Source organism: Altericista sp. CCNU0014 (assembly GCF_044923475.1).
Classification (GTDB): Bacteria; Cyanobacteriota; Cyanobacteriia; order Thermosynechococcales; family Thermosynechococcaceae; genus JAAURS01.
The window spans coordinates 1537769-1550100 of record NZ_CP137338.1 but is presented as its reverse complement, the minus strand read 5'-3'; the positions used below and the strand labels follow the sequence as shown (position 1 = coordinate 1550100).

Sequence of the window (12332 nt, the reverse complement as noted above, 5' to 3'; positions counted from 1 at the left end):
CTGTGCCCTAGGTCAATTTTATGCAACGACACGGCAGGGGAGGAGAGGCGGCGATCGCTCGAGGCGGGGCGGATCGATTTCAAAACAATCCGTTACAAAGCTGCAAAACGGTCATTTCTAAAAGGGATGGAGAAGAGAGAGTGGCAGTGATGCGTTTGGAGGGAGATGTATGGATGACAACTGAGCGGATGGGATGGGTACGCTAAAAGCATACAGAGAATGGAGCGCGATCTTTCGATCGATTGCTCGCAATTGGGATTACAAGGTACTGTTTGAGAATATGCTTGACGTTATATTGATCGCACAGCTTGCTCGTACGCCAGATCTTTCGACTGTCTCGATAGAGCCTGTAGTGGTAGATTATCAGCAACAAAGTTTGGGAAATCAGCACGCGTCTCGCGCTGAATATCTTAAAAAGCAACAAGAAGCCTTAAATCAGTCCCAAAAGGATCTAGCAATAGAAAACAAGGAGTTTCGAAAAAGACTCCCACCATCGACGCTTCAGTGCCATCCGGCCTATGGAGGCTTCTCACCGGAAGGGTTGTTTTCTACTTGCCCTAATCGCTAAATTCTACGATATTCACCAGCCATCTCTCGGCATCGGTTCGGAGATTTCTATTGAGATCTCGTCAATCTCCTACTCCTACCTCATTCACTTTACCGAAACACTTATCGAACTTTTTGATTTCCTTTTATACTCAGAAAATTTCCCCAGATGGAGAAATTTTCTGAGATTTTAACTATTTCAAAAACTCTTCAAAAAGAGTTTTATCTAGAAAAATTTAATTTACGAAATAACCTGCTGGCCTTTTATTCCGGCAGATTAAGCAGTAAAAGTTTATTACTTACAGACGATTATAAGTTCGCCTTTTGAGTTATAACTCCCTTTACAAGTACAACCTCCTATGATTGCGCTCTGGTCTCGATCTGTTAGTTTGACAACAGTTTTCTCACTGTTCGAGGTTTCGCCGCGATCTAGATCTTGAATTGCAATCTGTAACATTTGAATCTCCTTGTTTTTAGTCTGTATTTTTGTTTTCTATCTGCAAGCAAAAAGCTGCGAGCACGCTCGATTTTACTTACAAAGAATTAGGACTGTACCGTCCTTGCCGTGTACTATGACGCAATTACACCCACCTATAACTGCACTCTGGTCTCGATCGGTCAACTCGACAATAGTTTTTTCACTATTCGAAATTTCAGCCAGACTTAGATCTCTAATTGCGAGCCGTGTCATTTTAATCTCCTAGTACTTTTAAACTATTATTCAGTACCCGTAGAGACCTTAGGCAAGATCTAAAGGGCTTGAATTTTATTCGTACGATCGCCTCGCTTAGGAGAATATCTTCTCCATAACTTTGCGGTTGCCTGCAATATAAATCGAAATCAAAGAAATGTCTATTGGGCAGCGTATAAGAATAAACTATAACAAATATAAAATATTCTTTTTTTAATAGTTTTTTAGTGTTCTAGCAAAAATCAAGATGGGTAAAAGCATTATTAAACAAGGATTCTACTAGGTTTGCCGCAGGAAGATAAGATTTGACATATCCATTAAAAATGCGACTTGGGTCGCGGATTAGCCTGTAAAAATTTTATAAAAGGTGACAAAATACTGTCATTAAAGGTGACAAAATATTCTTTATCAGTAAATCCAATGGATGTCACTCAGCTCAATTTTTGAAAAACTTAATCCTTCTCGATCGTGACGGTGACTACCTACAACAAAGTCAGAGACTTGGAAGGTAGGACCAAATTTTTAACGTAAAACTTGAGACCGATGGAGAGAAAATTCCTCTTTTAGAGAGATGCGCTTTGCTATGAGCGATCGCTGGCAATCGTTAAAGTCAGTCAGGGGTTCCGTTGCATCACCTGGCATAACATTTCTAGGTATCGAAAACTACGGCAGCATCGCCTATCTTTCCAGCTTCTGGCGAGTTGGGCGAAACGACTGACCAAAAGCTGGCGAGGGGGCGAACGTCGTTAGAGGGTAGATTTTGGGTGAAGTCGCGCGCCCGGATAAAGTTGATGGGTCTTACTTATCTGGGATTAATGGTAATACAGAATTCCCTTGGAACGCTTTACCCTCGATCGCAAATCAACCGTGGTGCTCCAATCCGTTCAACGCTCTGTATTCGATCTCATCCAGGTACTTGTGGTTTGTATCACTTCTGACGAATTAAATTTCCATTTATCTTTGCTGGAATTGAGAGAGCGAGCTGAAGTGCTTGTCAGTCGCTCGATCCGGTCAACCAAATTTTAAGGAAGCAAGGTATGGAGTCGAACAAACCCGATGTGGGGGAAAGGGCGCTCAATAAGATGGCAGAGGTGGCTATTTCCAGTCAGTTAGATGAAGTTGAAAATATAGATATTGCTATTTCTACCGATCCGGTAAAACTCGTTCAGGGGAAGGTCGATTCGGTTGCTATCTCCGGTCAGGGGTTAGTAATGAAGCAAGATTTACGGATGGAAACGTTGGAAGTCAATATAGTACAGTCCTGTTCCCTTGCTAGTTTTTTCATCGGTTCTACGACATCGCGACCATGCTGAATAGAAATGACGGGTTCAGTCATGATTGGGTTAGAAAATATCAGCCGGGTCTGCCGCCTGTAGTTTCCGCATGGCAATCGCCCCCGATGCGACGCACATCAGCAGCGTCAGAGACAGAATCAGGGTAGCGCGATTGACCGTCATGTTGACAGGCAGCAGGGTTGCCTGAGCAATCAAGCCGTATAGCCCAAAAGAAACAGAAAAGCCAGGGATGAAGCCCAATACCGCTAGGATTAATGCCTCTTGCAGCACGACGCCGATTAGGTAGCGATCGCCATAGCCCATTGCTTTGAGCGTGGCATATTCCGGCAGGTGATCCGAGACATCGGAGTAAAGAATCTGGTAGACAATCACGGTACCAACCAGGAACCCCACGATCGTACCGAAGCCAAAAATTACCCCAATCGGTCGATTTTGTCCCCAGTAGGCTTTCTCGCGATCGATTAATTCTTGTTTGGTCAATACCAAAACATCTGCTGGCAAAGCAGTTTTGAGTCTAGCCTGAACCTGCTTGAGGTTTGCGTTTGGTCGAAGGGAGATGAGTCCGATGTCGATTTCATCGGGTTGACGGTTGGGAAACGTTCGGAAAAAACTGGAATCGCTCATGATGAGGTTGCCATCGGACGCAAAGGAAACGCCCAAAACAAATACGCCCGCAATCTGAATTTGGCGATCGTTCAGTTGAGCGGGAAACGGATCGATCCGCTGCATCTGTTCTACAACATTGCCCAAAGTCGGGCGTGCCGAGCGATCGTACAGGGCATAGTTGAGCCGCTTTAGCTGATTGAGTTGGGGTGTCACATCCGACAATTTCAGGGCGGGATTGCTGGGGTTAAACGCATAAACTTGAACCTGCCACGACGTGCGATTGTCAGGATTTCGCCAAGTTCCAATCCCGGTATAGAGGCTATTAATCGAATTCACCCCACCGATCGCTGAGACTTGAAACAGGCGCGATCGCTGAAACGGTTTAATTGTCTGCATGTTGTCCGAAAGGGAATTCAGCAGAAACAGATCGCCGTTTAAGCGATCGTGGATCGCCGTTGCCGCATCAAAAGCAGCTGACATCAATCCAAGCTGAAAAAACATGAGAATATCGGCGAAGGCAATGCCCGATAGGGCAACCAACAGCCGAGTTCTTTCGCGTTTGACTTGTAGCCATGCTAAGGGCGTTTTACGCAGGAATTTCGGCAGCATCAGTTTAGATTAATTCCGTTGATTCAAGGTTGAATGGCGACCTGTACCTGCAAATTCGTCAAATTGGCAACACGCCGACTATCGGTTGCATTGAGGCGAATCCTCACTTCTACCACCCGACGATCGAGGTTTTCGCCAGGCTGATTGCTGAATACTTTTTGTTGGCTCACTTGCTGTCCCAGTTGGCGCACCGTACCCTTAATCTCTCCCGCAAATGCATCGCTGGAGATCGTGGCAGCTTGACCGTTGCGAACCCCATCAAGATCGCTCTGATACACTTCCGCCACCACTTCCATGTGGTCTGTGCCGCCCAAATCTGCAATCCCAGCCTCGGCGATCGCTTCTCCAGCATGGGTATGAATCTCTAAAACGGTGCCGCCGATCGGTGCTCGAATTGACGCTTCATTTAACTCCGCCTGCGCCCTTTGCACAGCGGCATTCGACCGATCCACCTCCGTTTGTGCGACTTGCACATCCACCGGACGCACTTCTGCAATTTGGTTGAGCGTGGCTTTCGCTCGTGTAATTTGGGTTCGTAAGGTATCGGCAGTGCGATCGCGGTTGGCTTTTACTTCGCTTAACTGTGCCTGAGCGGTTTCTAACGTCAGCCGTCTTTGGTCGAGGTCAGATGCGGCGATCGCGCCTGCTCGATACAAAGCGAGATAGCGATCGTATTCGGACTGGGCGACACTCACCTCTGATTGGCGGCGGGCGATCGTGGCAGTCTGAGTCGCCCTCTCACCCTGCAACTCGGCTTGAAATCGGACAATTTCGGCTCGCTGCGCGGCAATTTCGCCAGACTTTGCCCCGGCTTTGACTTGAGCCAATTTTGCCTGGGCAACTCTAACTTGTTCTCGTGCCTCTAATAGGGCAGTTTGCAAGCGATTATAGCTTTCGAGAATCGCGATCGCCTGATTGGCTTGAACGCGATCGCCCCGTTTCACGAACAATTGCTTGACGCGATCGTTTCTCAAGGTCGTCGCAACCGAGACACTCACAACTTCTGAGACAGGCTCTAACCGACCCAGTGCGGCGATTGGCTCGTTGATGGGTGCAGATTGAACGGGTGCGGCGGGCTTCTGCCCCAACTGAGTCATGGTGTAGTAGAACGAACCCCCTGCGATCGCAATTCCAGCAGCAATGAGAACAATCGTCGATCGATTCAGGGTTTTCAACTGCTGCAACGTCATAGGGTTTCATCTTCAGGGGCTTTAGGAAACAGGAAAAGACTGACGCGATGCACCAGCGTCGTTGAAACCGAAAACAATGCAAAGCCAATCAACGGATGCAGCACTGCTAAGGGAATGGGCGTTTTCAGGTGAATGCTCAGAAATTGTAGTCCCAACAACAGGGGCAAACTGGCAGTCAAGCTTCGCACTCGGTGCGGAACGACGATGCGGTACGCCCACACCAACAGGACTAGAGACAAGCCGCTGTAGCCGCGCACCAACCACACATGCGCCTGCCACCATTCCGGGTTATAAAAGTAAGCCAATCCCACCGTCAACACTTGGGCATTAAGGCACAGGTTAAAGCCCGCAATGAGGAGGAAAAAGCCCATCAGCGTCCAATCCACTGGGGTTTGAGTCTTTGAGCGACTCGCGATCGAGCTAAACATTTAGAATTAATTGCTCCTCAATGGCAATACAGCTAGATTAAGAGCAGCCCACTCACTTTGCCCAGACCTCGTTCGGGTACACTTGCCGCAATCGCAATAGCGCAAATGAGCAGCAAGAATGATGGAAACTTCATTGCAGTCTTTATTTCAAGCGATCGCCCAGGCTCAAGCTGAGTCAGAACTGCGTCAGTCCGTCATGGCTCAGGTCGGCAAATACTTCGCCGCAACTCGTTGGGGGCTAAGTTTTCTGGATGAATTTCCGTCCATTGATGCCAAGACGCCTGGTTTTGTTAGGTTGGCACTGTCGCTTGACTACAATCCTGTTCTACGTTATTTGGTAGAGCGTCACGCCCCCGTGCATGAGGAAGTTATCTTATCGCCTGGAGTCTGGCAAACCATTTGCCCTCGCGCCGATCACGGACATGTGATGATTGGCCCGATCATCCACGACGGTCAGCTTGTCGGTGGCATTGCCTTTACCCGCCATCGCGATATTTCAGCGTTCGATACTCAGAACTTGGCAGATTTAAGTGCCCTCTGTTTGCATCTGTCTACTCGACTGGCAGCGTTGCGATCGCAACCTGTTACATTGCCAATCTTGAACTGCGATCGCCTTACGCCACGCGAGGCGCAAATTGCCGAACTGGTCGCACAGGGCTTAACAAACACAGAGATTGGTGCGGCTCTCTGGATTAGCGAGAATACGGTCAAGCAGGCATTGAAGCGGATATTTCGCAGGTTGGACGTTTCCTCCCGGACTGAGATGGTTGCTCAGATGTCCGGCATTAAATTACCGAGATCGTCTTGAGCGATCGCCTAAGGCAACGGGTGGAAAGCTTAGCCATCGCTTTACTGAAAGTGTACCCACTTGAGGACTATCTGAACTTGGCAGTCTTCTTTACAATATCTCAACGACAAAAACTTGAAATAAGCACAAAATCATGAATCAGGTACACATCGGCTTTTTGATTTATCCCGGAGTTATTCAGCTTGACGTAATGGGGGCTTATCAAGTTTTGGCATTTCCACCCAACACGCAAGTTCATTTGATTTGGAAAACCCTATCTCCCCTTGTCAGTAACGAAGGATTGACCCTCATTCCAACTGTCACACTGGAACAATGTCCATCATTAGATGTAATTTGCGTCCCAGGCGGCGGCATGGAACAAGTCGAAGTGATGAAAGATGATGAAATCCTCAACTTTCTGAAAGAGCAAAGCCTAACAGCTCAATATGTTACCAGCGTCTGTACAGGCTCAATGGTTTTAGCGGCGGCTGGTTTACTGCGGGGATACAAAGCGACCTGCCATTGGGCATTTCGCGACCAACTCGCAATGCTAGGGGCTGAGGTAGTGCCTCAACGGGTTGTAATTGACCGTAATCGCATCACGGGGGCTGGTGTAACATCGGGAATCGATTTTGGATTGACGCTGCTGGGGTTACTTTGTGGGAAAGATGTCGCGAAGATGACTCAACTGATGATGGAGTACGATCCTGAGCCGCCTTTTAAGGCAGGCACGCCAGAAATGGCAGGAGCGGAAGTTGTAGGACCATTAATGCAGTTTGGCAAACCACTTCTAGATGCATTTTGGGAGCAGACGAGAGCCTCGGCAGCGCTGCTAAAACTCTAAAGCGATCTTCATTGTGCTGCGTTCTTACCGCTCGCTATAAGTTTAGGGTGTTTCACCCGTATGCACCTGAGCTGTCGATGAGGTAAGACGCTATCATGCCACGAGCATTAACTCTCTGCTCTTTGAGCGCGATCGTATTCAGTTCTTGCAGTTTCTACTGCATCAAAGTTCTGTTTTGACCAATCGCAAAGAGACTTGAGGACTCCATTGATCGTCTTCCCTAAGGGCGTTAAAGAATACTCCACCATTGGCGGCACCACTGGGTACACTTTGCGCTCCACGAGGCCATTGCGTTCTAGATCGCGCAACGTTCGGGTCAGCATTCGCTGCGAAATATCGCCGATTTCACGCTGCAATTCGCCATAGCGCCGAGTCCCATGAGACAAAATGTAGAGCACTGCAACCACCCATTTATCCGCAACCAATTCTAGGGTTTGGCGAAGATGAGGATAGGTATCCATGATATTGGTCGGAGTATAAATGGGGTTCTGTTCGCAATTCATGGGCTTTTTTCCTTAGGCACTTTTTTGTATGTATAGCAGTTTTTTGTAAGTACTTGTCAATTTGAAGACACATATCAGACGATCAATACATTCGAGTCCGACATTCTGTCAACCCAAGCTGCAGGCTAACAGGAGGCAAACGCAGTGACTATTTTTACACCGCAAGATTCCGCATTACTCTTAATCGACCATCAAGTCGGCACGATGCAGTTGGTCAAAAATATTCCCTATGAAGTGGTGAAGCAAAACGCGATCGCCTTAGCTAAAATCGCAAAAATTTTGAACCTGCCCGTGGTGCTGACCAGCAGCCAAGAAACAAACGTTCAGGGGCCATTGCTGCCTGAGTTGGAAGAAATTCTGCCCACTGCCTTTGCAGCGCGCATTCAACGGGCAGGTATTGTCAATGCCTGGAACGATCCCAATTTCAGCGCTGCCGTTGCCGCGACAGGCAAGAAAAATCTCATTATGGCGGGCGTAACCACGAGTGTTTGTCTGGTTTATCCAGCCCTGAGCGCGATCGCCGCTGGCTATACCGTTCAGGCCGTCATGGATGCCTCTGGCTCTCCCTCTGAGTTAGCTGAAGAAGTATCGCGCCGCCGGATGGAAAAAGCGGGGACGATCTTAACTGCAACCGATTCCGTTATCGCAGAATTGGCGCAGGATTGGAGTACACCCGCAGGGAGTCAATTGATTCAGGTTTTGTTCCAACATGTTTTGCCTAGCATTGCTGCCTAGCATGCAAACGCAGCCAGCTAAACATAAAGATCGTAGCAAAAGCCTAACAGGAACGAGAAAAATGAGCGATCGCATCGAGACCGACAAAATTATCGAAAGTTCAGGAAATTCCCTGCGACTACAGCTGTATGTGGTCACATCCACTGCTAAAAGCCTAGAGTCCGTCAAGCAAAATCTGGTCGAGCATCGAGCCTATTTGAGAGAACTCGAAGATCGAAATATTTTGTTTGGGGCAGGCCCCCTTTGGACCGATGACGGTCAATATTTTGAAGGAGATGGTTTATTAATTTATCGAGCTGATTCGGTTGAAGCCGCCCAGCAGATCGCCCAGGCCGACCCCATGCATACCAGCGGTGCGCGTACTTTTACCATTCGTCCTTGGTTGCTGAATGATGGCAAAATTACTGTCCAAGTCACTTTGTCAGAGCCTCGACGCGCATTGATTTAGTTTTGGTGTTTAGTTTAGCGCCTTTACTGGCAAACTTACCTACCTCGATCCGTACTTTTATCTCCTCCGGCATCATGATATTTTTGATGACTTATTTTGTCATGCCTTGGATGACACGCTTAACCAAAGCATGGCTTTACCCAAAACGGAGAACATAATAGGAGATTGAGCATGGATAGTCGAACGATTTATCTCGTGGCCGCACTGATCGGTGGAGCAATCCTACCGATTCAGGTTGCGCTGAATACGTTCCTACGACGCTACGTAGGCGAACCCATGCAAGTCACCTTTGTTTCATATCTGGTGGGTACTTTGACCTCACTGGGGATCTGTTTCTTTGCGCAATATCCGTTTCCTACTTCGACTGCTTTAGCTCAAACCTCTTGGTGGATGTGGATTGGGGGTTGTTTAGGGACTTTGTACGTCTGGTCGACCATTTTTGCAACGCCTAAAATTGGCGCCGCACTTGCCCTCGCGCTGACGATCGCCGGACAGATGGTTGCTGCACTATTTCTCGATCATTACGGTGCGCTTGGGCTCACTAAATACGCTGCCAGTCCCACCCGCATTACCGGAGCCGTATTAGTGGTTTTGGGCGTTTCCTTGGTTGCCTATGCAAAGCGATAGCTGCAGGAAAACGCGAACGTTCGATCTTGACCACCACCAAGTTTTAACTCATGCAACACACAGATAACTTTCCAATGATTGAAGCAGCTTAACGGCTCAGTTGAGACGCCACAGATAGCCTCAAACGCCTAACAGACGATCTCTCGGCGGTCATCTCCAACAACTGGGGATCTCATCGGTCGTCAGCATTGTCGCGAAACAGAGTCGCAGGCAACGATCCTGAATTATCTGCGAATGGCTGGTGGTGTACCATCGGATGTACCACACAAAATCTGAAAGAACCAAGACGATTGAATTGGCATCCTATGCGAGTTTTAGTTGTAGAAGACGATTCAGGAATTGCTCAGTCCATCCAGAAAGGATTGATAGAAGCCGGGTATGTTGTCGATGTTGCTAGTGATGGGGAATCGGGGTTACACCATACGACTGTTGCTGAGTATGACATCATCGTTCTGGATATTATGCTGCCCAAGCTAGATGGCTTACAGGTCGTGCGATCGCTTCGCACGCGAGGCATAAAGACGCCCGTACTGCTTCTGACCGCTCGGAATTCGGTTGAAGATCGGGTGCGTGGCTTGGATGCAGGCGCTGACGATTATTTACCCAAGCCCTTCGAATTTACAGAGTTATTAGCGCGATTGCGGGCGTTACTCCGCCGACCGCCACTTCAAGCCAATCCTGTTTTGCAGCTTGCAGACTTAGAAATGGATGTTGCAACCCATCGAATTTGTCGGGCTGGGCAGCCGATCGAGCTGAGTCCTCGCGAGTTTACCTTGTTGGAGTATCTGATGCGCCATCCCCGTCAAGTACTGACTCGCAATCAAATTTTAGAGCATACCTGGAGCTCCGATTTTTACGGAGATTCCAATGTTGTAGACGTCTATATCGGATATCTGCGGCGCAAAATCGATAAAGGATTTCATCCGCCGCTGCTGCACACCGTGCGAGGGATCGGATATCGCTTAAGTATTAGCAATGATTAGTTGGCTGCGGTTACGTTTGCCCATCCGGATCAAGCTCACAGCCTGGTATGTGCTGTTATTGGGGCTAACATTGGCAAGTTCGACGGGTTATCTCTACCTTAGGCTAGAGCATAAGCTGATGACTAAAGTCGATACCAGCCTGCAAATTGCGTCAGCTCAATCCTTGCTCTATATCGACTCGAACAACGGCTTGTTTTTCCAGGAAACGTCGCAACAAAGAACTTTAGCCAATCGTTTGAGTCAGCTTGGACTAGCCGCCCGATTAATTACCCCCGCAGGGCAGGTTACGGATGGATTCGGTCGATACCGCGAGGTTCCTGCCTGGATACCTGTCACGAACGGTTATAAAACCCTATCAACCGATGACGGCGCTTGGCGGTTGATGAGCCATCCGATCGTTCAAGGCGATCGCACGATTGGCTGGTTTCAGATTATCCAGTCTTTAGAGTCCTTGCAGGCGATCGCTCAAGAACTTCCGACCGAAATTCTGATCGATCTACCCTGGTTCTTAATTTTGACGGCCTGCGGCGGACTGTTTCTAGCCAATCGGCTGCTAAGCCCTATTCAATCCATTTCGCAAACCGCTCGAACGATTACCGCCACCGATCTCAGCCAACGCATTCATTATCGAGGCGCAATGGATGAGATTGGGGAATTGGCAATGACCGTCGACCAAATGTTAGACCGTTTGCAATCTACATTCGAGCGCGAACAGCGGTTTACCGCCGCCGCTGCCCATGAGTTACGGACACCGCTAACGGCAATTAAAGTGCGCCTAGACGTAACCCGCAGCCGACACCGCAGCCCAGAAGAGTACGAACAAGTGTTACAGGAGCTCGAATACGAGGTCGAACGTCTGATTCGCCTCAGTAATGGACTGCTCCTGCTGGCTAAACTGGATCGAGAACGTTTTTTGCCTGTTACGTTTCAATCGGTCGATTTGAGTACGCTGCTGAGCGTTTTAATCGAACAACTTCAGCCCTTGGCAGAGACCCAGGCCATTCAGCTCACCTCCCAGGTACAACCCGAGCTTTGGGTTCAGGGCGATACCGATCGTCTCACCAGTTTATTTCTCAACCTGCTCGATAATGCGATTAAATACACGCCAGCCCATGGGAGGGTGAGTGTCGTCGCCCAGGAGGAGACGGGTTCTAAAACCCACGTACAGGTTGCGATCTCCAATACAGGTCCAGGCATCCCAGCCGACGAACTGCCTCGCATATTCGAACGGTTTTACCGCGTCGAGACAGCGCGATCGCAAACCAAGACTGGCGCTGGATTGGGTTTGGCGATCGCCCACGACATCGCGCACCTCCATGGCGGAACCCTAACCGCCCAGAGCGAGCCGAACCGAGAAACCGTCTTTACCGTTGCCCTACCCATCGATCCTCAACCTTAGCGTTCTCTCATCGTTTTCTTAGATTCAGTTTGTAGATTGAGACTAAGCACGATCGCGTTCAGAATTTGAGAGGTTAAAAGGGGCAATGATTAGTCTTAACAAAACCATCGGTTCCAATCGCTCGTCCCTGTGGCGTTCGCTTCAGCAATTTACAGAGACTTGTCGGCATCATTGCGATCGCTGGATCCGTCAAAACATTATCGACGAAGATCCCTATGACGCCGATGAGCAAGAGCTGGCGCTGCAAAGGATGCTTCAGGACGTAGAACATCGTTTACTCGCACAAGCCGACTCAGAACCGCTCGATCGGAGTGGAGCATCTGTCGCTCCTTCTCCAGATTTGCCGCAATGGGACAGAGCCGAGTTTTTGCGGAAGTTATACCTCGATTTAGAAACGGCCAGTAAACCAGTCTAATCCATCGCAAAACGGCGCGGCGCTTGACGCGTATCAATCTCGTGCGATCGCCATTACGGCTCAATCGGCGCATGGGGTAGGCGGCTCCACTCATTCCACGATCCGTCGTAATTGCGGACGTTGGGGTAGCCGAGTAAATACTTCAAAACAAACCAGGCATAAGCCAATGGCACTTCCCCACCAGCCCCGCTCAACAAAACCGATAGATCCCTTTAGGAATTGGGCG

The 12332-nt window shown here is 48.8% G+C and carries 16 protein-coding genes; 11 read left to right on the top strand and 5 right to left on the bottom strand.

Going from position 1 to position 12332, the window contains the following annotated elements:
- Positions 1 to 20: 20 nt before the first annotated feature.
- The 3 genes from R6H26_RS07810 (at position 21) to R6H26_RS07800 (ending at position 2550) form a co-directional block, all read left to right on the top strand.
- A complete protein-coding gene (locus R6H26_RS07810) occupies positions 21 to 206 on the top strand; it encodes a hypothetical protein (protein WP_404789746.1) in 186 nt (61 codons plus the stop codon).
- Positions 194 to 568, top strand: coding sequence for a hypothetical protein (locus R6H26_RS07805; protein ID WP_404789744.1), 375 nt, complete (start codon positions 194 to 196; stop codon positions 566 to 568). Before R6H26_RS07810 ends, R6H26_RS07805 begins: the two co-directional genes overlap by 13 nt.
- A 1706-nt stretch (positions 569 to 2274) precedes the next feature.
- Positions 2275 to 2550, top strand: coding sequence for a DUF2993 domain-containing protein (locus tag R6H26_RS07800; protein WP_404789742.1), 276 nt, complete (start codon positions 2275 to 2277; stop codon positions 2548 to 2550).
- 30 nt (positions 2551 to 2580) lie between these two features.
- Here the strand turns inward: R6H26_RS07800 and devC are convergent, their stop codons facing one another.
- Genes devC through R6H26_RS07785 form a run of 3 tightly spaced genes read right to left on the bottom strand, consistent with a single transcriptional unit; the run spans position 2581 to position 5365 of the window.
- Positions 2581 to 3747, bottom strand: coding sequence for an ABC transporter permease DevC (gene devC, locus R6H26_RS07795; RefSeq protein ID WP_404789740.1), 1167 nt, complete (start codon positions 3745 to 3747; stop codon positions 2581 to 2583).
- A gap of 23 nt (positions 3748 to 3770) precedes the next feature.
- Positions 3771 to 4937, bottom strand: a complete 1167-nt coding sequence (locus R6H26_RS07790; protein ID WP_404789738.1) for an HlyD family efflux transporter periplasmic adaptor subunit — start codon at positions 4935 to 4937, stop codon at positions 3771 to 3773.
- The gene (locus tag R6H26_RS07785; RefSeq protein WP_404789736.1) at positions 4934 to 5365 is read right to left on the bottom strand and encodes a DUF6220 domain-containing protein; all 432 of its coding nucleotides are present in this window, start codon (positions 5363 to 5365) and stop codon (positions 4934 to 4936) included. Before R6H26_RS07785 ends, R6H26_RS07790 begins: the two co-directional genes overlap by 4 nt.
- A gap of 118 nt (positions 5366 to 5483) precedes the next feature.
- Here R6H26_RS07785 and R6H26_RS07780 point away from each other — a divergent pair, with 118 nt between their 5' ends.
- Positions 5484 to 6173: a LuxR C-terminal-related transcriptional regulator gene (locus R6H26_RS07780; protein WP_404789734.1), complete on the top strand. Its 690-nt coding sequence runs from the start codon at positions 5484 to 5486 to the stop codon at positions 6171 to 6173.
- Between the two features lie 133 nt (positions 6174 to 6306).
- Positions 6307 to 6996: a DJ-1/PfpI family protein gene (locus R6H26_RS07775; RefSeq protein ID WP_404789732.1), complete on the top strand. Its 690-nt coding sequence runs from the start codon at positions 6307 to 6309 to the stop codon at positions 6994 to 6996.
- Positions 6997 to 7103: 107 nt separating this feature from the next.
- On the opposite strand, the gene R6H26_RS07770 is transcribed toward R6H26_RS07775, so the two are convergent.
- Positions 7104 to 7499 carry a winged helix-turn-helix transcriptional regulator gene (locus R6H26_RS07770; RefSeq protein WP_404789730.1) on the bottom strand — a complete coding sequence of 132 codons (396 nt, stop codon included), beginning with the start codon at positions 7497 to 7499 and terminating at the stop codon, positions 7104 to 7106.
- A gap of 144 nt (positions 7500 to 7643) precedes the next feature.
- Here R6H26_RS07770 and R6H26_RS07765 point away from each other — a divergent pair, with 144 nt between their 5' ends.
- From R6H26_RS07765 to R6H26_RS07740, 6 genes are all read left to right on the top strand, one after another.
- Positions 7644 to 8234, top strand: a complete 591-nt coding sequence (locus R6H26_RS07765) for an isochorismatase family protein (protein WP_404789728.1) — start codon at positions 7644 to 7646, stop codon at positions 8232 to 8234.
- A gap of 61 nt (positions 8235 to 8295) precedes the next feature.
- On the top strand, positions 8296 to 8682 hold the full coding sequence (locus tag R6H26_RS07760) for a YciI family protein (RefSeq protein ID WP_404789726.1): 387 nt from the start codon (positions 8296 to 8298) through the stop codon (positions 8680 to 8682).
- A gap of 171 nt (positions 8683 to 8853) precedes the next feature.
- Positions 8854 to 9309, top strand: a complete 456-nt coding sequence (locus R6H26_RS07755) for a DMT family transporter (RefSeq protein WP_404789724.1) — start codon at positions 8854 to 8856, stop codon at positions 9307 to 9309.
- 305 nt (positions 9310 to 9614) lie between these two features.
- Positions 9615 to 10292, top strand: a complete 678-nt coding sequence (locus R6H26_RS07750; RefSeq protein WP_404789722.1) for a response regulator — start codon at positions 9615 to 9617, stop codon at positions 10290 to 10292.
- A complete protein-coding gene (locus R6H26_RS07745) occupies positions 10285 to 11691 on the top strand; it encodes a sensor histidine kinase (RefSeq protein ID WP_404789720.1) in 1407 nt (468 codons plus the stop codon). The genes R6H26_RS07750 and R6H26_RS07745 overlap by 8 nt, the downstream gene beginning before the upstream one ends.
- A gap of 85 nt (positions 11692 to 11776) precedes the next feature.
- On the top strand, positions 11777 to 12106 hold the full coding sequence (locus R6H26_RS07740) for a hypothetical protein (RefSeq protein WP_404789718.1): 330 nt from the start codon (positions 11777 to 11779) through the stop codon (positions 12104 to 12106).
- A gap of 53 nt (positions 12107 to 12159) precedes the next feature.
- Here the strand turns inward: R6H26_RS07740 and R6H26_RS07735 are convergent, their stop codons facing one another.
- A complete protein-coding gene (locus tag R6H26_RS07735; protein WP_404791246.1) occupies positions 12160 to 12300 on the bottom strand; it encodes a rhodanese-like domain-containing protein in 141 nt (46 codons plus the stop codon).
- Positions 12301 to 12332: the final 32 nt, after the last annotated feature.